16 protein-coding genes are annotated in these 23,735 nt (G+C 42.6%); 9 read left to right on the forward strand and 7 right to left on the reverse strand.

Annotated features, from left to right (window positions below):
* Positions 1-15 precede the first annotated feature (15 nt).
* Positions 16-1,311, reverse strand: a complete 1,296-nt coding sequence (locus tag MP3633_RS08190; RefSeq protein WP_176335173.1) for an imelysin family protein — start codon at positions 1,309-1,311, stop codon at positions 16-18.
* 102 nt (positions 1,312-1,413) lie between these two features.
* A complete protein-coding gene (locus MP3633_RS08195; RefSeq protein ID WP_176335174.1) occupies positions 1,414-1,998 on the reverse strand; it encodes a hypothetical protein in 585 nt (194 codons plus the stop codon).
* A 344-nt stretch (positions 1,999-2,342) separates the two neighbouring features.
* Here MP3633_RS08195 and MP3633_RS08200 point away from each other — a divergent pair, with 344 nt between their 5' ends.
* Positions 2,343-3,521: a BaiN/RdsA family NAD(P)/FAD-dependent oxidoreductase gene (locus MP3633_RS08200; RefSeq protein WP_176335175.1), complete on the forward strand. Its 1,179-nt coding sequence runs from the start codon at positions 2,343-2,345 to the stop codon at positions 3,519-3,521.
* Between the two features lie 842 nt (positions 3,522-4,363).
* Entirely contained in the window at positions 4,364-6,058 is a 1,695-nt protein-coding gene (locus tag MP3633_RS08205; RefSeq protein WP_176335176.1) for a thiamine pyrophosphate-dependent enzyme, read from the forward strand.
* Positions 6,059-7,153: 1,095 nt separating this feature from the next.
* Here the strand turns inward: MP3633_RS08205 and MP3633_RS19130 are convergent.
* Positions 7,154-7,384 carry a BCCT family transporter gene (locus tag MP3633_RS19130; protein WP_176335177.1) on the reverse strand — a complete coding sequence of 77 codons (231 nt, stop codon included), beginning with the start codon at positions 7,382-7,384 and terminating at the stop codon, positions 7,154-7,156.
* An 866-nt stretch (positions 7,385-8,250) separates the two neighbouring features.
* Here MP3633_RS19130 and hflK point away from each other — a divergent pair.
* Together hflK and hflC are read left to right on the forward strand one after the other, a co-directional pair.
* A complete protein-coding gene (gene hflK / locus MP3633_RS08225; RefSeq protein WP_176335178.1) occupies positions 8,251-9,228 on the forward strand; it encodes an FtsH protease activity modulator HflK in 978 nt (325 codons plus the stop codon).
* Complete coding sequence (hflC, locus tag MP3633_RS08230; RefSeq protein WP_176335179.1) at positions 9,225-10,169, forward strand: protease modulator HflC; 945 nt, start codon at positions 9,225-9,227, stop codon at positions 10,167-10,169. The genes hflK and hflC overlap by 4 nt, the downstream gene beginning before the upstream one ends.
* Positions 10,170-10,276: 107 nt before the next feature.
* On the opposite strand, the gene nhaA is transcribed toward hflC, so the two are convergent.
* The 3 genes from nhaA to MP3633_RS08245 form a co-directional block, all read right to left on the reverse strand.
* Positions 10,277-11,638 (reverse strand): Na+/H+ antiporter NhaA, encoded by a 1,362-nt coding sequence (gene nhaA / locus MP3633_RS08235; RefSeq protein WP_176335180.1) that lies wholly within the window; start codon positions 11,636-11,638, stop codon positions 10,277-10,279.
* 814 nt (positions 11,639-12,452) lie between these two features.
* The gene (locus MP3633_RS08240) at positions 12,453-12,668 is read right to left on the reverse strand and encodes a hypothetical protein (protein WP_176335181.1); all 216 of its coding nucleotides are present in this window, start codon (positions 12,666-12,668) and stop codon (positions 12,453-12,455) included.
* A 21-nt stretch (positions 12,669-12,689) separates the two neighbouring features.
* Positions 12,690-13,840 (reverse strand): IS3 family transposase gene (locus MP3633_RS08245; protein WP_176334288.1). Its coding sequence is split into 2 segments (ribosomal slippage): positions 12,690-13,603 and positions 13,603-13,840, totalling 1,152 coding nucleotides; the frame shifts between segments, so codons are not numbered across the junction.
* Positions 13,841-14,210: 370 nt separating this feature from the next.
* Between MP3633_RS08245 and acnA the strand changes: the two genes are divergently transcribed.
* Positions 14,211-16,955, forward strand: coding sequence for an aconitate hydratase AcnA (acnA, locus tag MP3633_RS08250; RefSeq protein WP_176335182.1), 2,745 nt, complete (start codon positions 14,211-14,213; stop codon positions 16,953-16,955).
* A 131-nt stretch (positions 16,956-17,086) separates the two neighbouring features.
* Here the strand turns inward: acnA and MP3633_RS08255 are convergent, their stop codons facing one another.
* Positions 17,087-17,992 carry a LysR family transcriptional regulator gene (locus tag MP3633_RS08255; protein WP_176335183.1) on the reverse strand — a complete coding sequence of 302 codons (906 nt, stop codon included), beginning with the start codon at positions 17,990-17,992 and terminating at the stop codon, positions 17,087-17,089.
* 101 nt (positions 17,993-18,093) lie between these two features.
* On the opposite strand from MP3633_RS08255, the gene mdlC reads away from it, so the two are divergent.
* From mdlC to MP3633_RS08275, 4 genes are all read left to right on the forward strand, one after another.
* Positions 18,094-19,680, forward strand: coding sequence for a benzoylformate decarboxylase (gene mdlC / locus MP3633_RS08260; protein WP_176335184.1), 1,587 nt, complete (start codon positions 18,094-18,096; stop codon positions 19,678-19,680).
* A 58-nt stretch (positions 19,681-19,738) separates the two neighbouring features.
* A complete protein-coding gene (locus MP3633_RS08265; RefSeq protein WP_176335185.1) occupies positions 19,739-21,190 on the forward strand; it encodes an aldehyde dehydrogenase in 1,452 nt (483 codons plus the stop codon).
* Between the two features lie 54 nt (positions 21,191-21,244).
* Positions 21,245-22,219, forward strand: a complete 975-nt coding sequence (locus tag MP3633_RS08270; protein WP_176335186.1) for a ketopantoate reductase family protein — start codon at positions 21,245-21,247, stop codon at positions 22,217-22,219.
* Between the two features lie 135 nt (positions 22,220-22,354).
* Complete coding sequence (locus tag MP3633_RS08275; protein WP_176335187.1) at positions 22,355-23,374, forward strand: TRAP transporter substrate-binding protein; 1,020 nt, start codon at positions 22,355-22,357, stop codon at positions 23,372-23,374.
* The last annotated feature ends 361 nt before the right edge of the window (positions 23,375-23,735 follow it).

Raw genomic sequence — 23,735 nt, forward strand, 5'->3', positions numbered from 1 at the left:
ATAGGGATAACAGTATTATTCAAATACCGAGCTTGGGTTATCTAAACTATCAGACCCTTCTAGCGCGATGCCCTGAAGATTTAGCTGATGGATGATTTCTTCTGTAGTGCGTGTTTCATTCACTAATGAGTCGACAAACGTTTGTACTAGCTGATTGCCTTTAGTGTTATTCATTGCAATGAGAACGTCAAAGGTTTGTCCTTTTTTTGCCGCATCTACCATGGCTTGTGCTGCACTTTCTGTTTCATCTAACTTTTGTTTCATCTCGGCGTCTAGCTGCGTATTTTTCTGGGCAACAAGGTTGGATAAAGACGCGCCTTTTATCCAGCTACCGTCAACACGTTTGTACTCGCCTAAATAGACGTTTTTAATGCCTTTCGCGTCATAGTAGTGTGACCAATGAGTGTTATCAGAGAAGCAATCATGCTCTTCTTCTGGGTCGTGTAACATTAGGCCAAGTTTTGTACGTTCTCCGCCTAATTCACCGTATGCAAGGCTTCCCATTCCGGTAAGAATAGTAGAAAGACCTTCTTCTGGTGTTTTTTCCAGTAGCGCAACGCGAGCGTCGCCGTTATTTTTCCAGTTATTTGCCATTTCTTCTAAGTCAGAAATGAGTAAGTCTGTTGCTGCAACTAAATAGTCACGACGACGATCACAATTGCCATTTGTGCAATTTTCTAGATCGAAATCTGTTGCTGGTCGTTCACCTGCGCCTGGGTTTGTGCCGTATAAATCTTGGCCCCAAAGTAAAAACTCAATGGCATGGTAGCCGCTTGCGACATTGGCTTCAACGCCATCGGCTTCTTGAAGTGTATTGGAGATAAGCTCAGGAGTGATATTGGAGGTGTCAACTTTCACGCCGCCAATCATTAGGCTTTTTGATGCAATAACATTAGCAGAGTAAAGAGCGTTCAAATCTGATTCTGAGCCATAGCTGTCTTTAGCAACATAGTCTATTAAACCTTCATCTAATGGCCAAGCATTAACTTTGCCTTCCCAATCGTCAACAATAGCATTACCGAAGCGGTAAACTTCACTTTGTTGATATGGAACGCGAGCTGCAATCCATGCGGTACGAGCGGCTTTTAAATTAGCTTCAGTTGGTTCGGCTAGAAGAGCATTAATAGAAGAGCGTAATGCTTTTGCTGTCATTAAAGAATCACTATAGATAGCCTCAGCAATATTGGCATAATGAACGACAACAGAATCCGCTGTAGCAGTAGAGGATTCATTTTTTACAGCAGCTGGACCGCAAGCTGTAAGCATCGCACCTGTAATGCAGACTGCGATAGGGGTAAATAACCGTTTCATGTTTGAAGCTCCAATAGAATGTTGTATTAACATGATATTAGAAATGAAAACGATTATCAATGAGTGTTTTTGCACATTCCTTACAATTCTAGAGCGGAGAACTCAATCACCGCACTGGTATTGGAAAGTATTACCCGCCGCAGTTTTAAGGTTATATTGGCAAGCATTTTCTCTCAATAAGTTTTGACCTTCCCATGAGACACTCATACTAATTGGCGACTTATTTTTATAGCTTGGTATGAATCGATAAGCCGCGACAACATCAATTGCACTGTCTGGTCCTAATTGGATCGAGTGTCCAATTAGACGTTGACGTGTTTCAGTATTGTATAAAGTGTAATCTGTTGTGTATTCCTGATCGCCGTTATCATGAGAAAAGTTAAGCCAAATTTTACGGTATGTCTTCGGCTCAGAAGTTGGGTTGGTTAGGCGTAATTTAGTATAGATAATTTGAGAACGGGATAAGCTTGCTTGTGCATTCTGGCTTACTTTTAGGTAGGCCGAATTTGATTCTTGCCATGGCATATTAGTTCCAAAAGAAGCGTCTACTATTTGAATATTTTCTCTTGCTAAATGCATTTCAACGTATTGAATTAGGTCTTTTGCAGGGGCGTACAAGGCTAAAGCAATCACACCTAAAAGTGCGACTTTCTGAATATTACGAACAGGACTCATTAGCTTAATCATATCCACATCCTAGAATTATTTAACTGGTTGTTTATACAGTACTGTATATATAAACAGTTATTTTGTATAGCGCTATTTATAAAAAACAGTTTGCTTTTCTAAAAAATATTTTATGGTTTTCAGGATGTAGGTGTTTTTTAAAAATTATTAAATAATGTTTGATTTTATTCATCTGATTGAAAAATAAGTGATTTTTTATGATTCCCACAGCCTTCTTAACGGTTTCTGTGGACAAGTTTTTATGCCTTTTTTTTTATTTTTTTAAACGTGAAACTTACTAGATTCGATGGCAATAAAAGGGCTAGACACTATAATGCAGCCATAAATAAGTGATGAGGTAGGTTGTGGATAAAGTTGACGTGGTCGTAATAGGTGCTGGTGCTTCCGGTTTAATGTGTGCAGCAACAGCGGGCTATCGAGGTAAGAGCGTGGTGGTGTTGGATCATGCAAATAAAGCAGGTAAAAAGATTCTTATGTCTGGAGGGGGGCGTTGTAACTTCACCAACATGGATGCGGCTCCCAAGCATTTTTTATCCGACAACCCGCATTTTTGTATCTCGGCGCTACGTCGTTTTTCGTCACAAGATTTTGTTGATCTAGTAGATCGTCATGGATTGGACTATGTGGAGAAGACACCAGGACAATTGTTCTGCGAGCACTCGGCCAAAGACTTACTCGATATCTTACTAACAGAATTAGAATGGTCTGGAGCAAGACTTAAGCTGAACACTAAAATCCATAATATCGATTTTCAAGATGGCCACACAGTGGTAAAAACAAACCAAGGTGATTTTATTTGCGAGTCGCTTGTTGTCGCGACAGGTGGCTTATCGATACCAAGCATGGGCGCAACAGGCTTTGGTTATGACATTGCTAAACAAGTAGGCCATAATATTTTAGCAACACGTGCTAGTTTAGTGCCGATTACCGTGCAGCCTGATCGTAAAGCCCAACTTGCTGAGCTCTCTGGAATCGCCTGTGATATCGCCGCGACAGCCAATGGCGTTACATTTCAAGAGCCTTTGTTGTTCACTCATCGCGGTGTCAGTGGTCCCTCTATTCTTCAGATTACCAATTTTTGGCAACCTGGCGAAGCGCTTAGTATCAATATTTCTCCGACCTTATCATTGGAGGAGCTAATAGATGTGCGTCAGAGTACCCCGAAGAAAAGCTTTGAAGGTTTCTTATCAAGCTTGCTTCCAAAGCGTTTAGTAGACACCATCAAAACAGAATTTCCTTGGTTAACAGAGCGCAGTGCGCAAACCTCAAACGAACAGATAGACAACCTGTTTCATTACCTTACTCATTTTGATATCGCGCCTAATGGAACGGAAGGCTACCGAACCGCTGAAGTGACGTTAGGCGGCGTCAATACCAATGAAGTGTCCTCTAAAACCTTTGAATCGCAAAAACAAAATGGCCTATACATTATTGGTGAAGCGTTGGATGTGACTGGCTGGTTAGGTGGCTACAACTTCCAGTGGGCTTGGGCGAGTGGGTATTGTGCTGGGCAGTATGTTTGATGGATTTTCTCAGTTTAAACGAAGGCAATTGTAAGGAAATTCGAAATTAGAACTAAGACAGTTTAACTTGCTGGCAGCGTAGGTGACCTAGCAGGATTCGCCACCTTAGTCGCGCTATCAAATTCTGGCAAGTCCAGAGAACTTCCTTGACGGAGCCAAATTATGTGTCTTCATAAAAACCAAATAATCAGCACTCATATATTGGTTATCCTGATCGTTGTGTACCAATACTTTGTGTCTAGACTTTCTCTATCAGACAGCCATCAATAAAGCATTCATGACAGAATGCCGGTCCATCACTTTATTCAACGACCAGCCCACAATACGTCGAGAGCAAATCTGATACTGCAGTCATGCGCAAAAAACCTCCATGAGTCCTGACATATACGATGTTGCTGAACTACACTTTATGTTGTGTGTTAGGGTTTAATTGACGTTTCAATACATTGTCCGCAATCTTACCAGATTTATTAATCAGAAGACGTGCCTATAAAAATACCGAGGGGGATCAAAATCATTCTTTAGCTTCGCATCTAATACACTTGCTGTTAATACCCCTAGTTGGCTATCACCAGCGCCATTTTAGCGAGTGATGTGTCATAAGAAGGTGTGCAGTCGATTAAAACCAGACCGACGCTTACGATGAACATACGGTCAACATGCCCCCATTTGTCTCCATAGTATTTCTCCTTTAAGGTATTGGAGGTGCAGAGAGCTTGCTTGATAAGGTTCGATAGAAAATAGTGAAGAGCAGTTGGTTTGGCTATTGAAGGCAAACTGCAATATCGAACACCATTATTAATAGCATATCGACAAGATTATTTAGGACTGGAGAGTTATTTATGGCTGTAACAAAAACACACAAAGTTGTCGATCACATCGTGGAGACACTTTATAAATACGGTGTCCGACATGTCTTTGGTATTCCAGGCGATGCGATTAATGATTTGATGGACGCAATACGGCGTCATGGAAAAGTCGAATTTATACAAGTTCGTCATGAAGAAACCGGGGCATTCGCCGCATCAGCTCAAGCAAAGTTAACAGGTAAACTTGCTGTTTGTGTTGGTACCGCTGGAGGAGGCGCTATACATTTACTTAACGGGTTGTACGACGCGAAATTGGACCACGCGCCTGTCCTTGCAATAACGGGACAGTTGCCACGTTCCGAAATTGGCAACCATTCGCATCAAGAAATCAATTCAACGGCTCTGTTTTCCGATGTGGCTGTATTTAATCAAACGTTGTTTGCCTCTGATAGTGCCCCCGAGATTATACAGCAAGCGTGTAATAGTGCGCTAATTGAAAAGGGAGTGGCTCATATTGCGTTGCCAGCGGACGTTGCCACGGAGCAAGTAGAAGCAAATATTCGCTGTCATCCAGTAGCGGGCACTGAAACGGGTAATACAAAACCTTTAGCGTCAACATTAAACAATGCGCTTAGCTTAATTGAGCAGGTTGAAAAAGTTGTTGTTCTGGCGGGTATTGGCGCTATTTCAGCGCGTCAACAGCTACTTACATTGTTGAAAAAATGTAATGCACCATTTATAAGGTCGTTGAAAGCAAAAGTACTACTGCCGGATGAGCATGAATACTCCTTAGGTGGGCTTGGCTTACTCGGCACCCGACCATCTCTTGAGGCAATAGAGAATTGTGATTTACTTATAATGCTGGGTACCGATTTTCCCTACAAAGAATATTATCCTAAAAATGCGAAAGTCATTCAGGTGGATAAAGATATTCGACACATAGGTCGACGTTGCCCTGTTGATGTATCAATAGTAGGAGAGGTAAGTGAGGTACTTGACCAACTAGTTGTCGATTTAGCTCAAAAAGATAACGACAGTTTTCTCACCGAATGTCGTCACCAGAAAATGAAATGGTCAAGAGAGCAAGGTAAAAAGGAAAATTTGCAAGACACGCCAATAAAACCTCAGCTCCTAGCACGTTCAGTTGGGGAGCTTGCGAACAAAGATGCAATATTTCTTTGTGACACAGGTACTGTGACCGCGTGGGTCGCACGGCATTTGCCGGTTACTGAACAACAATTATTTACCCTCTCGGGAAACTTAGCTACGATGGCATTTAGTATGGCTGGTGCGATAGGCGCGCAATTAAAATTCCCTGAGCGGCAGGTGATAGCACTTATCGGTGACGGTGGGTTTAGCATGTTGATGCAAGATTTTATTACGGCAGTCAATCGAAAATTACCAATAAAGGTTATTATTTTTAACAATGCTAAGTTGGGGTTAATTCAACTCGAGCAAGAAAGTAGTGGTTATCCTGACTATAAAACGTCATTAAAAAATCCAGATTTTGCCGAGTTTGCTCGCTTATGTGGTGGTAAAGGTTGGAGTGTAAGTCGCCCTGAACAGTTAGTAGATGCATTGAAAGAAGCGTTTACTAGCACCGATGCCTGTGTGCTTGATGTCCATGTCGATCCAGATGAATTGGTTATGCCGCCAAAACTCGAATTGTCCCAAGCCGTAAATTATTCTATAGCGAAAGCCAAAGAATTTTTAAATTCAAATGATTAAGGTGGCAACGCTCAGACAAGCGACTCCGAAAATACCCAAAAGAAGAGCAATGAATACGCAAGAAATTCACTGAGCTTGATCGTTGCAGTATTATTTGCTTTAACTAGTCAGATGGCTGAAATGAAGGGCATTTTTTATTTGTATTTATCGTTGTCGCTATTTCATTTAGCTCCTGCTCTTAGGTGAAAATGTTCAATATTTCTTTTTGCTGGAGATATAGGTTTGCTTCCGCAGAAAGCTTAAGGCAATAGTGTTCAGGCAGCCTTAATTCATTTTTTGATTTAATTTCCTGCGTTTGAAATCATATTTTATTTGGTGATGGATATTGGCACTCACTTGGGAGTGTTTAGGCATCTAAAATAAGAGATATCTATTAATCTAGTAATTAATGGTCATTGTGCGGCTTTTCAATAACTCTCTTCGATTTTAGCTTAAGAGGCTGCCTTCTCCAGTAACGGCAACACAAGTAAGGGGCATGGTGCATTCACCGAAATATACTCCACAGTTACTTTGCGTAGGGGCCAGTGACTGTTACTTCCACGGGATACCAAAATCAACAGATCGGCACAGAGCTGACCTGCTAAGTCTACTAGTGTTTCACCGGCGCTGCCCGCCACCACATACAGACTCACGTTAAGATTAAAAGGTAATTATTTGTGCACAAGCAGATTAAGTGACTCCTTAACCTCGGCCTTCTTCTGCTCCGGGGTGATGGAGGTAACGTACGGAAAAAACCGCTATCTCCAGGACTGTAAATACTGGCAAGGTGGAGCTCACCGCCCTTAGGTAGCATGCTTATGGCCGTCGCCAGAGCAAACTTAGCCTCACCGTCGTCTTCGGGATCAATAGCAATCAACAGTTTCTGATACATAGTCGTTCTCTTATTTGGTTTCAGAGGTGGTTACTACTTTAGAAAAGCTCTTCCCTGGACCAATTCATTCATGCTGTACCCCCTAGAATCTGCCCGGAGCGCTCTAAAAAGTGCCACAGTCATAAAAACTAGAAGAAAGCAGAAGGGTAGGCCGAGAGAGGTAATCACGTTTTGCAGGGCATCTAGCCCGCCAGCCAGCCAGTAACAGAGTTGCGGCGATCACATTACTGTCCAGCCCCAGGGCTGAACGTGCGTTCCCAGAGGATTGGATAGAACAGATTACTAATACGCATGGGTAAGTTATGGTGATAGGAAAAAGTAAGCCATAGCAAGCCTCGGCACAGCAAAAATGGTCCATACCACCAGGTGAGATTAGAGTAATCGGGGCGGCTGTCGTCAGCGCCCAGGCGGATGTTACCATAGTGGCTGAATGCCAAGCTGATCAAGAATAACAATGGGCACTAACGGAGCAATGTTGAACCAACCGCAAATCGCGAGCTACCCACCCAGTTAACCCCCGAAACTTTCGGCAACGACTTCGTCAAACGGAACCGCGAGGATAACGAAAAGCGCAGCTATACCTGCCGAGGTGAAAGACACCCCCAGTATAATCTGCAGTCCCAATCGGCGTTGCAGGCGTTCAAGCATATGTGCCTCCGTTTCTTGGGTAAGGCTATACGGTAACACACACATTCACTGGTTAGGGGGCGGGCATCCATTTGGTTTAGTTACCGAGCGTTCCAGTGACTATTTTACATTGCATCTGGCTCGTTCAAATTTTCATCAAGTTAGGGCTTGAGGTTTAATAGTACGAAAATAAATTTGTGATTAAATATTGTTCATTAAGTTTTCAGTAGATAATGTTTTTATATGGCAGTCCATTATTAATTAGTGTGTAAAATCGTTCTGTTGTATTTAAAATCCATACGTTGTATTTAAAATCCTTATAGGACATCGTCAGTCTAAATGTTGTAAAAATTAACAAGGTTACTATTGAAAGCGTTACGTGTTATATCTGTTCTTCCTATGTTTACTTAAATAATCATCACGTCTGTACTCATCTTAATTTTTCATAGAATTATCAAGCAAAAAAAACGTACGTTCGTATATGTAGTAGCTGAGTAAGCAATAATGACTAAAACGACTGTTTTGACCAGAACACAGTTTCTGATGATATTGTATCGACCACTGAAATCGTAGCCTTTAAGCTTTTTTCTCCGATATTCCCCTCAATCATTTTAATATTATGCCTGTTCGTATTAAAGAATATGAATTGTGTAAACATTCACCAAAAATTAATAAAATTTAAAAGGAAATATTGATGGATAAGACAGATTTTCAATTACCGGATATACCCATTACGCCGAAAAAAATAGGCATGAGCATTGTAATAGCCTTGGTACTCTATATCGGTTACAGCAGTTATTATACCGTCTCTGCTGAATCTGTTGGTATCGTGCAGCGCTTCGGCGAGTATCAATATGCGGTTGATCCGGGTTTACATTTTAAAATTCCTTTTGGTGTCGATAGCGTTATTGAGGTACCAATTAAAAGGCAGCTGAAAGAAGAGTTTGGTTTTGGTACGCCTGGCGCAACGTTCACAGAGCAAATAGCAAATCCAAAGGAGTGGAAGTTGGAAACAACGATAGTCACTGGCGATTTAAATACAGCTTTAGTGGAATGGGTTATTCAATTTCGGATTGTAAATGCCTTTGATTTCCTTTTTAAAGTACGGGATCCGGGCGCGGCGCTTCGTGACATATCAGAATCGGTAATGCGAGAGGTTGTCGGCGATAGAACAGTGGATGAAGTACTTACCATTGGTAGACAGGACATTGAAGCTAGTGCTCAGATAAAAATGCAAGCGGTTACCAGTCTTTATGAAATGGGCTTACGCATTGATCAGGTTCAGCTGAAAAATGTAAATCCACCCAAGCTGGTGCAAGCGTCATTTGATGAGGTTAATGAAGCAAAGCAAGAGCGAGAGCGGGTGATCAATGTTGCTCGGGGTGAATATAATAAAGCGATTCCTAGAGCAAAAGGGCGAGCAAGTCAGAAAGTACAGTCGTCAGAAGGCTACGCTATACAGCGCGTTAACGAAGCTGAAGGGGATTCGAATAAATTTAATGCGTTACTTAAAGAGTATATAAAAGCTCCGGCAGTCACTAAGCGTCGATTGTATCTAGAAACGATGGCAGAAGTCCTCCCCAAGGTGACCAACAAGGTTGTACTCGACGACAAAGCAGCGTCGATATTGCCACTGTTACAGCTGAATAAAATTAAAGGAGATGTTAAATGAAAAAATATATCTACGTCGCCATTGCTTTTTTTATAATTTTACTCATTGCTGGGTACGGATCGTTGTATCGTGTCAATGAAACGGAACAGGTTATTATTACCCAGTTTGGGAAACCGGTTGGCGGCATTGATAATGACGCTGGCCTAAAGATAAAAGTACCTTTTATTCAAAAAGCTAACCGAATTGAAAAAAGAATTCTATTATGGGACGGGGTCGCTAATGACATGCCAACAAAGGATAAGCTGTATATCACAGTTGATACGTTTGGTCGGTGGCGCATAAAAGACCCTCTTCAGTATTTTTTAAGATTAAGAGATGAGCGAAGCGCCCAATCAAGGTTAGATGATATTCTAGGGGGTGAGACGCGTAATGCTGTTGCTAAGCATAAGCTAATAGAGATTATTCGTACGACCAAGGGAAGAGAATCGGAGGTTGATCCACTTTTGGTCAATGCTGATAGGGGTAGGCTTTTAACGATAAAAAGGGGGCGTCGTCAAATAGAAGAAGATATTTATAAGGCGGCATCAGGGAAATTATCAGAATTTGGAATCGAATTGTTAGATATTCGATTTAAACGCATTAATTATAATGAAAGTGTTAGGCAAAAAATATACGCGCGAATGATTAGTGAGCGACAGCAAATCGCTGAACGATTTCGTTCCGAAGGAGCTGGCGAGGCAGCAAAAATTATAGGTAGTAAGGAAAAAGAGCTCCAACGTATAGAGTCTGAGGCCTATCAAGAAATTCAAACTATCCAAGGTGTTGCTGATGCAAAGGCAACAGCAATTTATACATCGGCTTATAATCAATCGAAGTACTCACAAGAACTTTATACCTTTGTTAAGACGCTAGAAACCTATAGAAGTGTAATTGACGCCAATACCACGTTAGTGTTAACGACCGAAAGTGATATTTATGGTCTGTTAAAAGGAGTGGACTAGCGTTGAATTAGCGTAATAGGTAATAGATTATTTGATCAATAAAAGCGGTGAAAATGTTAAGGAGCATCATGGCTTTAAATTTTTTCCCGGTTTTGTGGCGCTGAGGGTTAGAGATCCTCAGCTACCTCATTATGTTGTTTTGAAGAAATGATCCAGATATATAACACACCAAGAAATGCGGAAAGAACCGAAGAAATTAAGATCGATGTTTTTGCAATATGAAGTTGATTAGGCTGCACATCAAATCCCAGCGTGGCAATAAATGTGGACATGGTGAAGCCAATCCCTGCAATCAATGAAGCTCCAATAACGTGTTTAAAATTAATGCCAGCCGGCAAACTGCCTATATTGTAGCGCAGGCCTAGCCAGCAAGCGCCAGAAATGCCAATAAATTTACCGAGTACAAGCCCAGTAAGGATCCCTAGTCCAACGGGGTGCTGAATGCTATCCATAAATGAACTTATGCTAAATACTACGCCAGCATTGGTCAGTGCAAACAGTGGCAATATGAATAATGCTACCGGCAAGTCCAATGCATCTTCCCATCGACGCAAGGGGGTACTGGCTCGTTCAGATAGATCTCGAACCTTCTGTATCTGCTCGTGGTCTTCACTTCGGCCAAGAACGTCCACTTCATGTGTTTTTTTCTGTATAGAGCTGATTATTGATTTTGCCTTATCAAGCGATTTTTCTGATGTTAGCTTTGGTCTTGCAGGCACCGTCAAAGCAATGGCGACCCCGGCTACTGTGGGATGAACGCCAGACTTGAGCATCATCCACCAAGTTGCGACACCTCCGATGATATAAAAAAGCGGTTGTCTTACGCTTGCATAGTTAGCTAGCGCCAAAAAAGCAAGAAGCACAAATGCGCTCGCCAGATATATTATAGATATTTCATGAGTGTAAAATATTGCGATGACAAGTATCGCTCCGACATCGTCGACGATGGCGAGGCCAACAATAAATGCTAACAAGCTAACGGGGATTTTTTTTCTCACGATGGTCAATACACCCAGTGCAAATGCGGTGTCAGTTGCCATAGGTATACCCCAACCGGTTTGTGAATCCAATGACCAGTTGAACAATGAATAAATCACAGCCGGACACACCATTCCACCTAAGGCGCAAAAAATCAGCATGCGTCTATTGTTTGGATTAGCGAGATCTCCGGCAAGCACTTCGCGCTTAATTTCAAGCCCAAGCAGTAAGAAAAATATCACCATTAAACCATCATTAATAATATGCTTAAGTGACGTTTGCAGTTCAAACTCACCCAAAATTAGGCCAATCGGTGTGTGTACCAAATTCAAATAGGTAGAAGAATAAGCTGAGTTTGCCCACCAAAGGGCTACGACTGTGGACAGCAGAAGTAACAGGCTAGAGGTTGTTTGGGCACGAATGAAGTTGGAAAATGGATGGTGAATATTTTCTAAGCCACGCTGCAATACATTTTTAGAGTCGTTGGGCATCTTAGGCATCTGAATAAGTTCTATAATAGTGGTGTTAGCTTTGTTGAGAATTCACGCTAACAGGCGTGGCACTTCGACTACATAACGCAAATTAAATTATCCTTGTTTATTGGTTTACAAGAAAAATTCTAGCATTACCGCAGATAACTGCGGAGGTTATTTAGGTTGCAGGAAGTCATGACTGGGTGTCTTTGGTAATCATAAATACTTATATGTGTTGTTCCATGATTAGTATTATTTTATCGCATTTATACGACTAGGCTAAGCCCCTTCACAGATTCCGGTCGATCAGCTGGTGTGAGCACACCGCGCCGACTGACACCTTGTTGGTTGTTGCATGTACAGCACCGACTAAAGCCATCATCACGCCGATGGTTAGATACATCACTGATAGTGGTTGATCAGGAAATTTCGGGTGCTGGCGGAATAGCTTTTCAGGCAGTAGCGGAAATGAACCGCTAGCGGCTGAAGTGTATCTGTAGTGCTACTGTATATTAAACGGTACTGGCTAGCGAATGAAACTGTACCATTGGGTTTTAACCCTCTTGCTAAACATGAGTTCAAGTTTGATGTGACGCATCTTTGAACGCATCCCAGTAGGGACGATAAGGGTGTAAAGATCAAATTAACTCTATAATGATCCCCTTTTTATTACTCTTTAAAGTACTTTTTTTTAACCTCGAAAATCTACAAGATACTTATGATTAGTTGTGTTGAAGGTAGGTACTTGAAAAACAACAGCGCAATGGAAATCATATGAAAATATCGTTGACGCTGGTTAGGATATAACCACTAAGATTTTTACTGATTTGACCTATACTTTTTCAGGAATATCTTCAAGTAGCTTTAAAATAATGAGGTTGTTACTTAGTTTTGCTAAGTCAATGAGGTAGTTTTTTTCAAGGTCTTGCATCGCTTGGTCTGCTAATAACTCTTTTAGCAATTGTTCTTCGTTATTTGCTATGGCTGTTTTTATAGCTGCAAAGTTCGCAATACTTAGTTTGTTTTTATGAGTATTGTCAGATCCCATTGGTGGTATGGACCCAGTTTCCTAGACAGTTTCTAGCTCCGTAAAATATCGCTTTTCATATTGCAGTGGCGATAATCCATCATTGGATCCATGGTGTCGCTTTGGATTATAAAAGCACTCGATATAATCAAAAATCTCTGAACGAGCATCGCTTCTTGTTTGATAGGTTCGATTGCGTACTCTTTCTTTTTTTAACAATGAGAAAAAGCTTTCCGCAACGGCATTATCATGGCAATTACCACGACGGCTCATACTGGCTTCCAGATTATTATCTTTTAAGAAGGTTTGCCAATCTTTCGAGGTATATTGAGCGCCTTGATCAGAGTGTACCAGTACTTTTTTTGTGGGACGTCGCCGCCAAATAGCCATGAGTAAAGCATCAATAACCGACTCCGCTGTTGCTCTTGATCTCATTGACCACCCTACGATCAATCTAGAAAATAGATCCACAACGACGGTGACGTAAAGCCAGCCTTCTTTTGTCCGGATATACGTAAAATCAGTTACCCAGACTTGATCTGGCTCTGGGACAATAAACTCTCTATTTAGTGTATTTGGCGCTGTGTTACGCTCAGCGCCACTATAAAAAACAGGGTGACGTTTGTAGCCTATGAGCGCTTTTAGGCCCTCACGGCGCATCACTCTTAGCACTCGATTCTTTCCACAAGACTTACCTTCTCCTTTTAGGTCTTTGGTGATATTGCGGTAGCCGTAAACACAACCACTCTCAAGCCAATGCATTTTAATCGTAACGGCAAGTTGGTCATCTTCTTGTTCTCGTCGACTTTTTGGGCGGTCCAGCCAAGCGTAAAAACCGCTCCTATGGACTTGCAGTGTTCGACATAAGACAACAATAGAATAGTCGTTGAGCCGTGATTTTATGAACGTGTACTTTTCTTTGACTCCCCGGCAAAGTACACGGCGGCCTCCTTTAGAATGTCCCTCTCTTCGGTCACCCGCTGAAGCTCCGCTTTGAGCCGTTGGATCTCTGACTGAGCGGAATCTTCCGCTTTTCGACTTGCTTCAGGTTTGCGGTATCGAGCAATCCAATCATGCATACTTTTGTAACTAACGCCAAGTCGCTCAGCCACTTCAGCAATCTTATAACCACGCTCTGTTACTTGTTTAACGGCTTCAATTTTGAACTCTTCGGTATAGCGTTTCCCACTCATAATTCACCTCATCTTTACCTATTATTATATAGCTATGAGATGTCTACAAAAGTGGGTCCATACCATGGTGACGCTCCATTATTAGTTTGTTAATACAGTAATAGCTTGCTTCTAGTACCAACCTTATGACTCAGGCTAGCTGAATGCAACTTTTTTGGAAAACTAGATTTTAACGTTAATAGGTGTCTAGTAAAGTCTGGAAAGTCCATTAATTGACGACTCTTTTGAAAGCTTGAAGTTAAGAAAACTTATTCGCACCTAATCTAGATTCATGTCAGACTGTTTTACGCTGCTATGTATTTTTCAGCTTTAAAAAAAACAATAGAGGTTCGTTTAAAAATATTTATCCAATTGTCATAAGGAGAAAATAATGAACAATAGTTTCGACACTCAACAACAGCTCACTGTTAATGATGAGCAATTTCACATTCATTCTCTCAAGGGGTTTGGCGACAAAGCAAAACGATTGCCCTTTTCTTTAAAAATATTACTCGAAAATCTACTTCGCAATGAAGATGGCGTGAATGTTAAAGAGCAAGACATTCAAGCGTTATTGGATTGGGATCCACATGCCAAACCCGCAATAGAAGTCGCCTTTACACCGGCACGCGTAGTCATGCAGGATTTTACGGGTGTGCCTGCCATTGTTGATTTAGCCGCAATGCGCGACGCGATGGAAAAGCTGGGCGGCGATCCAGCAAAAATCAATCCACTTTCTCCCGTCGAACTTGTTATTGACCACTCAGTACAAGTGGATGGTTATGGCAATAATGGTGCGTTTGATCTAAATGCAAAACTTGAATATGAAAGAAACAAAGAACGCTACGAATTTTTGCGTTGGGGTCAAACTGCCTTTGACAATCTAAAAGTAGTGCCACCAGCCACCGGTATTGTGCACCAAGTCAATTTAGAATATTTAGCCCGTGTTGTGTTTAATGAAGACCGTCACGGCAAAAAGTTTGCGTACCCAGATACACTGGTGGGCACGGACTCTCATACGACGATGATTAATGGTTTAGGTGTACTAGGTTGGGGTGTTGGCGGCATTGAAGCTGAAGCGGTTATGCTGGGTCAACCTATTAGTTTACTTATCCCTCAGGTTGTCGGTGTTAAGTTGAGTGGCCGCCTACCAGAGGGCACCACAGCCACAGACTTAGTCCTTACCGTCACCGAAATGCTGCGTAACCACGGCGTAGTCGGTAAATTTGTGGAATTTTACGGTGATGGCCTTGCTGACTTACCGCTTGCTGACAGAGCCACCATTGCCAATATGGCACCAGAGTACGGTGCGACTTGTGGTATTTTCCCCATTGATGATGAAACTATTAGCTATCTTCGTTTAACAAACCGTGATGAAGAGCAACTTAAACTCATTGAAAATTACGCTAAACACCAAGGTCTGTGGCGCAACAATGGTGATGAAGCTGATTACACCGATGCACTTGAGTTAAAACTTGATGATGTTGTACCAAGTCTTGCAGGACCTAAGCGTCCACAAGACAGAATAGCTCTTGATAAAGCGGGTGACGTTATTCGCCATCATCTAAAAGACTTTCAAGATGAACGTATGGCTCGTCACGATAAAAGTAGTGAAGGGCAAGCACGCATAGAAAATGAAGGCCCAGTAACTAGCCCTAATGAGTCCGTTGATGAAGCGCAAATTAAGGGCGCTGCCATAGTTAAATTCAAAGGCCAAGAATTTGAGTTAAACGACGGGGCCTGTGTTATTGCGGCTATTACTAGCTGTACAAACACATCAAACCCAAGTGTTATTTTAGCGGCTGGTTTGGTTGCCAAAAAAGCGAAACAACTGGGTATTAATGTAAAACCTTGGGTTAAAACCTCATTGGCGCCAGGCTCTAAAGTAGTAACAGATTACTTAGAAAAAGCAGGGTTGATGGAGGACTTAGAAAGTCTTGGCTTTAATTTAGTGGGTTATGGTTGTACCACCTGTATTGGTAACTCGGGCCCATTAGCGAGTGAAATATCCGATGCCATCCAAAAACACAAACTCATCGTTAGCTCTATTTTATCAGGCAATCGAAATTTTGAAGGGCGTATTCACCAAGACGTTAAAATGAACTTTTTAGCCTCGCCTCCGCTTGTTGTTGCCTATGCCATTGCCGGTCGTACTGATATAGACGTATATAAGGAGCCTCTAGCGCAAGCCGCCAACGGCAAAAATGTTTACCTTAAAGACATTTGGCCAAGTGTCAAAGAAGTCAGCGATCTGGTTAAAGAAACCGTTACTAAAGAAATGTTCGCAAAAAGCTACGCCAACGTATACGAAGGCGACAGCCACTGGCAGCAAATTCAAATACCGGATGGCAAACTTTACGACTGGAACGATGCGTCAACTTATATTAAAAAGGCCCCCTTTTTTGATGACATGAGTATCGATCCTCCGGGCATTCCAAGCATTAAAGGAGCACGCTGTTTAGCCAAACTGGGTGACTCAGTCACCACCGACCATATTTCTCCGGCTGGTGCGATTAAGGCCGATTCCCCTGCCGGTTTATACTTGCAAGAAAATGGCGTAGAAAAAGCGCAGTTTAATTCTTATGGCTCTCGCCGAGGCAATCACGAAGTGATGATGCGCGGAACCTTTGCCAACGTAAGACTTAAAAACTTACTTGCACCGGGCACTGAAGGCGGCGTTACTCGCACTCAACCCGACGATAACTTAGCCAGTATTTACGATGCAGCAATGGCGTATCAAGAAAATAATACGCCGCTTATTATTTTAGCAGGTAAAGAGTACGGAACAGGCTCATCGCGTGATTGGGCCGCTAAAGGCTCACTGTTATTAGGTGTAAAGGTCGTCGTAGCACAAAGTTATGAGCGAATTCACCGTTCTAATTTAATTGGTATGGGTGTCTTGCCCCTGCAATTTAAAGACGGCGAAAGCTATGAATCACTTGGTTTAACAGGGCAAGAGCAATTTGATGTAGATGGCTTGCACGATAAAACCGATGACGTAACCCTAGTCGCGACGAATAGCGAGGGTAAAAAAGTCAGCTTTAGTGCCGACGTACGTATCGATACGCCTAAAGAGTGGGATTACTACAAGCATGGCGGCATTTTACAGTACGTGCTACGTAATATGCTCGACTAACCTTAAAAAGCCTTGGGGGTCTGCGATGAGGTCGAGCTATCGTACTAAATTGCTTGAACGCTTTAAAAAAGGCATCCCAACTTAGCGATGTTATCGTTTTATTGTCACTAAACAAGGCTAATTAGCCTTTTTTAGTGACTTTGAGGGTCAGATAAGGCATTGGCTATAAGGTTGCGAAACCAACGATGAGACAAGGATTGGTTGTGACGAGACTGCCAGTGTAAAGCGACTTCAAAAGCGGGTACTGTAAAAGGTAATTCGTATATTTTCAGCGGATTACTTTCAGAAAAGAAGGTGGCAATTTTATATGGCAGTATTGCGATTAGTTCGGTTTTTGCTAGAACTGATGGCAAAATTGAAAAGTGAGATACTTCTAAACTGACTTTACGTTTTTCTCCTAAACGTGAAAGAACTTCTTCTGTGGCGCCATGCCCTTGACTTCGAGTAACCAAAGCGTGCTTGTGTGACATGAATTGCAGCATGGTTAATTCATGGCTCAGTGGTGCAAATTTTTCATTGATAATACAGACATAGCGCTCTTCAAATATGATGTGGCGTTCGATATTTTGATTATTTAGCTGCCTGCTGCATATCACAGCATCGATCTTTCCTGATGACATCCATTCATCCACTTTATCTATTTCAAGCGGTACGACTTCCATTTCGACATTAGGGGCTTCTTTTTGCAAGCGGGCAAAAATAGGTGGAAGCAGCGCCATTTCGCCTAAGTCTGTCATGGCAACACAAAAACGTTTTTGCGACTGAGCAGGATCAAAATGCAGCACGTTGGCTATGGTATTTTCTATCTTGCTGAGGGATTGGTTTAACTCATCATAAAGTTGTAGAGCCGTTGCCGTGGGCTCCATACCACCTTTTGTTTTGATAAATAGGCGGTCTTTAAATATGTCTCTCAATCTCGATAGTGCATAGCTAACCGATGGTTGAGTCACAAAGAGTTGTTCCGCTGTTATGGTCACACTTCGAGTGTCGTAAAGCATTACAAAAGTGCGAATAAGATTCAGATCTATATTAGCCATAATAAATACTATCTATTTCGGTTAGAAAAACTATTGATTGGTTCAATTAAATCAGGGGGGCTAAGGTTATTCAATAGTGAAATCACATAGAGATAATCAATATGAATAAAGTGCACTCTACAACCTACACACTTTTACGTAAAAATGGCATGTTGAAAGTGTTTGGCAATCCAGGTTCGAATGAACTTCCTTTTCTGAAAAATTTCCCTGCAGATTTCGAGTACATACTGGCGCTTCATGAAGGCGCTGTTGTGGGTATTGCCGATGGTCACGCTCTTGTGAGTCAGCAACCTTCATTAGTGAATTTGCACGCAGCATCGGGTACTGGTAATGCGATGGGGGCTTTGACCAATGCTTGGTATTCCCATTCACCGTTGGTAATTACGGCGGGGCAGCAAGCGCGCTCTTTAATGGGCGTAGAAGCCATGTTATCCAATGTAGATGCTGCACAATTACCCAAGCCATTGGTTAAATGGAGCTATGAGCCATCTTGCTCTGGTGATGTGCCAAGGGCGATTAGCCAAGCGATTCATATGGCGAATCAGCCAGCAAAAGGGCCTGTGTATGTTTCCATCCCGCATGATGATTGGGATAAAGAGATCGATGAGGATGCGCTGCTATTGGCAGAGCGGGAAGTAACTACGGCTGGCTCACTGTCTATTGAACAGTTAGCGTCATTAACACAGCGCATCAATAAAGCGACGAATCCTGTTCTTGTGCTGGGTCCTGATGTGGATGCGTATCAAGCAAATGATCTGGCTATTATGTTGGCCGAAAAAATGGCGTCGCCTGTTTGGGTTGCGCCTTCTGCGCCGCGTTGCCCATTTCCCACTCGTCATGCTCTTTTTCGTGGCGCCTTGCCTGCGTCGCTGGCGGGTATTGCTCAAAAACTGGACGGTCATGATTTGATCGTCGTTATTGGTGCGCCAGTATTTCGCTATCATCAGCATGCACCGGGTCGTTATTTACCTAAAAATGCTGAGTTGATTCATGTTACCTGCGATTTGCAAGAAGCTGCTCGTGCACCGATGGGGAATGCTTATGTGGCGGATATTGCGGCCATGTTGAAATCTGTTTTGCCAGAAATAAAGCAAACTATGCGACCTATGCCAAAAGGTTTGCCTGTTCCTTTGCCTTATCCTACGACACAGCACGGCCCATTAGCACCTGAAGAAGTCTTCGATGATTTAAACGAATTAGCGCCTGCAGATGCTGTCTATGTCAAGGAATCGACTTCGACGGTAACGGCTTTCTGGCAGCGTGTAGAAATGCGTCATCAAGGGAGCTATTTCTTTCCTGCTTCAGGCGGCCTTGGATTCGGTTTGCCTGCCGCAGTAGGGGCTCAGTTAGCAACAGATCGTCAAGTAATCGCGGTTATTGGTGATGGGTCGGCTAACTATGGTATTACCGCGCTTTGGACGGCGGCGCAATATAAGGTGCCTGTGGTGTTTATTATTTTGAAAAACGGTACTTATGGTGCGTTACGTTGGTTTTCGCGCTTGTTAGAGGCGGAAACGGCTCCAGGTCTTGATGTTCCAGGGTTGGATTTTTGTGCCATCGCAAAAGGTTACGGCGTTGAAGCAATACTAACCAATACTCGTGAAGAATTTAGAGCGGCACTTAAGAAAGCATTAGACGCACAGGGCCCCATGTTGATTGAAGTACCGACTACGACTATTGAGCCATAAAAAACAAGTTTTAGATAAAATTGCCGAAAAATAAAATGAACCCAAAAAAAGGTGAATTATGAAAACACATCAACTTTTAATCGCAGGTGAAGCACGTAGCGCAGCGGCCAATGCCACCTTCCAGCGCATGAATCCATTGAGTGGCCAAGTCGTTACTGACGCGGCGGCGGCATCGATTGCCGATGCGAATGCCGCTGTAGACGCTGCATCTGTGGCTTTTGAAACATGGTCAGATTCGAGCGTCGGTGAGCGTAGACGCTTGTTGCTTAAGGCCGCTGACTTGATGGAATCCTACAAAGATGCGTTTATCGAATGCATGGTTGAAGAAACAGGATCTACGCCTACTTGGGCTGGTTTTAACGTGATGGTTGCTGCTGGCGTGTTGCGTGAAGCCGCGTCACTAACCTCGCAAATTGGTGGTGACATTATTCCGTCTAATGTTCCTGACAGTCTTGCCATGGGTATTCGTGTGCCTTGCGGTGTAGTAGTTGGGATTGCTCCCTGGAATGCACCTATTATTTTGGCAACTCGTGCCATCGCTACCCCTATTGCATGTGGTAACACGGTAATTTTAAAAGCTTCCGAGCAATGTCCGGCGACACATCATTTGATTGGTCAGGTGTTGATAGAAGCGGGGCTTGGTAATGGGATCGTTAACGTAATTACCAATGCACCAAAGGACGCTGCGGACGTAGTGGGTGCATTGATTGATGCACCTGCAGTGCGTCGGATCAACTTTACTGGTTCCACAGCAGTAGGGCGAATTATTGCTGAACGAGCGGCTCGTCATCTTAAGCCTGTGTTGCTGGAGTTGGGGGGTAAAGCACCGTTTATTGTGCTGGAAGATGCCGATATTGATGCTGCTGTAGAGGCTGCAGCGTTTGGTGCTTTCTTCAACCAAGGGCAGATCTGTATGTCTACTGAGCGTTTGATTGTCGTCGAGTCAGTTGCAGACGAATTCGCACAGAAGTTAGCATCAAAAGCGGCCACGTTGAAAGCCGGCGACCCTTTGGATACAAGCAATGCATTGGGTACCTTGATTGCAGCTGAAGCAGGTAAAAAATTGAATGGTCTTTTGGCGGATGCGCTTGCTAAAGGCGCGTCACTACTCAGTGGCGGTAAAGCGGAAGGCGTTGTCATGCCAGCAACGCTGATCGATAACGTTACATCACAGATGCGTATTTATACTGAAGAATCATTTGGGCCTATGGTCGCAATGATGCGCGTAAAAAATGAAGAAGAAGCTATTTGTATCGCAAATGATAGTGAGTATGGTCTGTCTGCTGCGGTGTTTAGCAAAGACCTAGCGCGAGCGATGAAAGTTGCTAAGAGAATAGAAAGCGGCATTTGCCATATTAATGCACCCACCGTTCACGATGAACCTCAGATGCCATTTGGTGGTGTTAAATCCAGTGGTTATGGGCGATTCGGTGGGAAGTATGGCATCGAAGAGTTTACCGAATTACGTTGGATGACGGTCCAGATGGGACCAAGACATTATCCGATCTAGTCATTTTTAATAACCATCAATGGGTGGTTAGTGTCTTAAGGTAGGGGCGACATTATGTCTTCACAATCAGATAAAAACTATGGCGCAATGGGTCATCAACCGCATATTGCTGTGGTAGGTGCTGGTGCGATGGGGTGCTACTTTGGTGGCATGTTGATCAATGCCGGTCACCAAGTTACGTTCGTGGATGTGAATCCAGAACAAATTGCGATTATAAATGAACGTGGCGTGATTTTAGAAACAGACGAAGGTCGCTATGTAATGCCTGCCAAAGCAGCGCTGGCAAAAGACATCGAGAAGTCAGCTGACCTTGTTGTTTTGTTTACTAAAACCTTGCACACCCAGGCGGCAATGGAATCTATTCGCCACCTTCTCACGTCTAATACCGTGGTTTTATCTTTGCAGAATGGGCTTGGTAATGCTGAGCGGATCAGTAAGTTTATTAATCGTGATCGTATTGTGATAGGTACAACCTTGGTACCAGCAGATCTTAAAGGGCCTGGTCATGTCGCTTCACATGGGCCATCTAGTTCGCATGTCATGGATGCAAGTTTGAAACATCCTGCTTGGTTGTCTGATTTGGCAAAATTACTCAATGATGCGTCGTTAAAAACAGATATTGACCCTGAAATCATGGCTGTGATTTGGTCTAAAGTTGCATTTAATGCGGCGCTGAATGCCATCTGTGCTATCACAGGTACTGCGCCTAGTAGACTGACTCCATCACCTGTTTTTAAAGAATTGGCTCGAAATATTGTGCATGAAACGATTCTCGTTGGTGAGGCCAATGGGGTTTCTTTAAATGAAAATTACATTTGGGAGAACGTTGAGATGGCCATGCGTGATCATTCGAATCACAAACCGTCAATGTTACAGGATATTGAAGCGGCTCGTGCAACAGAAATCGATGCTATCAACGGTGCAATTGTTGAAGCCGCTGTCAGTGCTGGATTAGATGCCCCTGTTAATCGTACGTTAGCGCAATTAGTAAAATTAACAGAGCAGGTTAGTCTTAATACTAAGGAATGAGCTTTTGTGTATTAAGTGATCAAACACTCAATATGAGATAAAAATTGTATTTTTAAGACCATATTTACATCTGTATTTATGGCTTATTACACAGATTCAATAAAACAAAAATAATAGTAATAGGAAGAGAGACAAATGAAAAAAATAATGAGCAGCTGTGTAATTATGGCGTCCATCTCTTTATCTTCAGTTTCTGTTTTAGCAGAAACAACACTTCGTTTCGCGCATTTTTGGCCAGCTACCTCTGATGTACAGGCTAAGCTATTTAGTGAGTGGGCAAAAACAGTGTCGAAGGAATCAAATGGGGAGTTGAAAATTGAAATGTACCCATCTCAAACACTCGTGAAGGCAAATAGAGCTTATGATGGTGCTGTGAATGGATTGGCGGATATAAGTGCGCTGGTTCAGGGGTATAATGCAGGGCGTTTCCCTTTATCTGAAATAGTCCAATTACCTGGTATTTCCTCTTCTGCACCTCAAGGAGCATGTATTTTACAAACGCTGTACGACGAAGGTGATATTAATCAAGAGTACGATGATAGTCATGTTTTATTTTTGTTCACTACAGGGCCTGCTTATCTTCATACCCGTGATCAAGACATCCAAAAGCCTAGTGATTTTAAAGGTTTAAAAATCCGTCGACCCAATGCTGTAGGTGGGGAGATGCTAGTTCAAATGGGCGCGTCGCCCGTTGGTATGTCTGCACCTAATATCTATCAATCTCTTGAACGACGTGTTGTTGATGGCTTGAGCTTTCCGTTTGAAGCGATGAAGGTTTTTCGCGTTAACGAGTTAGTTAACTACCATCTTCAAATTCCATACGCGAGTGGGCTATTTGCAGTGACCATGAATAAGCGTTCTTATAACCGCTTGTCACCAGCGATAAAAAAAGTCATTGATGATAATAGTGGTATGAAATGGTCTATGAAAGCGGCGAGCGTATTTGATCAGTTGGATAAAGAAGGCCTTCAAGAAGCGGAAGATCAAGGGGACGTTATTCATGTTGTCAATGATCCAATGAATGATTCCGATTGGGGGCCTTTGTTGAAAAAAGGTACTGAGTCATATCTGGACCGTATTGAGCAAGAGGGACGCACTACCGCTCGGAGCGTTTACCAGAAAGCGATGTCCTTGAGAGCTCAGTGTGATGTTTAAGTAACACCGGAATGAAGACTTCAAAAAGCCTACATGACTGTAGGCTTTTTTTGTGAGCAGATTTATCTAGATTTGAATTTTCTAGTGTTTGATAGGCGTAAAGATCGAGTCATTCTTAAATTTCAGAGGGGGCTGCTGCCAGTTTGTGGTAAGAATGCCCTTCGCTTTTGTAGACATCTCATAGTCATATAATAGATAGAATAAGATGAATTATGAGTGGAAAACGTTATACCGTTGAGTTTAAAAATGAAGGTCTATTGAAGGGGTAAGGTGCTGTTTTTAATAAGATACTGTTTTTAATAAAATAGTGTTTTCAGTTGTATTCGCTGGCTTGCCTTCTCTAAAAAGAAGGGGATTAATC

Source organism: Marinomonas primoryensis (assembly GCF_013372285.1).
GTDB lineage: Bacteria > Pseudomonadota > Gammaproteobacteria > Pseudomonadales > Marinomonadaceae > Marinomonas > Marinomonas primoryensis.

What these genes read in the sequence shown, in the direction of transcription:
- MP3633_RS08205 (WP_176335176.1), top strand. Translation starts at nt 4,364, where the DNA reads ATGGCTGTAACAAAAACACACAAAGTTGTCGATCACATCGTGGAGACA.
- hflC (WP_176335179.1), top strand. Translation starts at nt 9,225, where the DNA reads ATGAAAAAATATATCTACGTCGCCATTGCTTTTTTTATAATTTTACTC.
- MP3633_RS08265 (WP_176335185.1), top strand. Translation starts at nt 19,739, where the DNA reads ATGAAAACACATCAACTTTTAATCGCAGGTGAAGCACGTAGCGCAGCG.
- MP3633_RS08195 (WP_176335174.1), bottom strand. Translation starts at nt 1,998, where the DNA reads ATGATTAAGCTAATGAGTCCTGTTCGTAATATTCAGAAAGTCGCACTT.
- hflK (WP_176335178.1), top strand. Translation starts at nt 8,251, where the DNA reads ATGGATAAGACAGATTTTCAATTACCGGATATACCCATTACGCCGAAA.
- MP3633_RS08255 (WP_176335183.1), bottom strand. Translation starts at nt 17,992, where the DNA reads ATGGCTAATATAGATCTGAATCTTATTCGCACTTTTGTAATGCTTTAC.
- MP3633_RS08190 (WP_176335173.1), bottom strand. Translation starts at nt 1,311, where the DNA reads ATGAAACGGTTATTTACCCCTATCGCAGTCTGCATTACAGGTGCGATG.
- acnA (WP_176335182.1), top strand. Translation starts at nt 14,211, where the DNA reads ATGAACAATAGTTTCGACACTCAACAACAGCTCACTGTTAATGATGAG.
- MP3633_RS08240 (WP_176335181.1), bottom strand. Translation starts at nt 12,668, where the DNA reads ATGGGATCTGACAATACTCATAAAAACAAACTAAGTATTGCGAACTTT.
- mdlC (WP_176335184.1), top strand. Translation starts at nt 18,094, where the DNA reads ATGAATAAAGTGCACTCTACAACCTACACACTTTTACGTAAAAATGGC.
- nhaA (WP_176335180.1), bottom strand. Translation starts at nt 11,638, where the DNA reads ATGCCCAACGACTCTAAAAATGTATTGCAGCGTGGCTTAGAAAATATT.
- MP3633_RS08275 (WP_176335187.1), top strand. Translation starts at nt 22,355, where the DNA reads ATGAAAAAAATAATGAGCAGCTGTGTAATTATGGCGTCCATCTCTTTA.
- MP3633_RS08270 (WP_176335186.1), top strand. Translation starts at nt 21,245, where the DNA reads ATGTCTTCACAATCAGATAAAAACTATGGCGCAATGGGTCATCAACCG.